This window comes from Clostridium sp. C8-1-8 (genome assembly GCF_009928445.1).
In the GTDB taxonomy this organism is placed as follows: Bacteria; Bacillota; Clostridia; order Clostridiales; family Clostridiaceae; genus Clostridium_AR.
In genome coordinates, this window is record NZ_JAABNO010000104.1 from 1 (window position 1) to 240 (window position 240).

General features: G+C 27.1%; 1 protein-coding gene. It reads left to right on the top strand.

The genetic code is table 11. The features are described from left to right. Nucleotides 1-240 (top strand): hypothetical protein (locus GXK57_RS26285; RefSeq protein WP_202127796.1); only part of this gene is annotated, 240 nt, incomplete at both ends.

Consider the following 240-nt stretch of genomic DNA (forward strand, 5'->3'; position numbering starts at 1 on the left):
AAGGCTATCTGTAAGAACTCAGAAAACCTAAGTAATACTGATGTTGATACACTTAGAATCTTAAGTAGAACATATCCTGAATTAATAGATTTAAAGAATCTTATTGATGACTTCAAGGGTATATTTAAAGGTAGTTCTCTCACATTAGAAACCTGGATAAATAAAGCTAAGAATTTTAATATTTCAGAGTTAAGTTCATATATATCTGGAATAGAGAATGATATTGAATCAGTTAAAAAT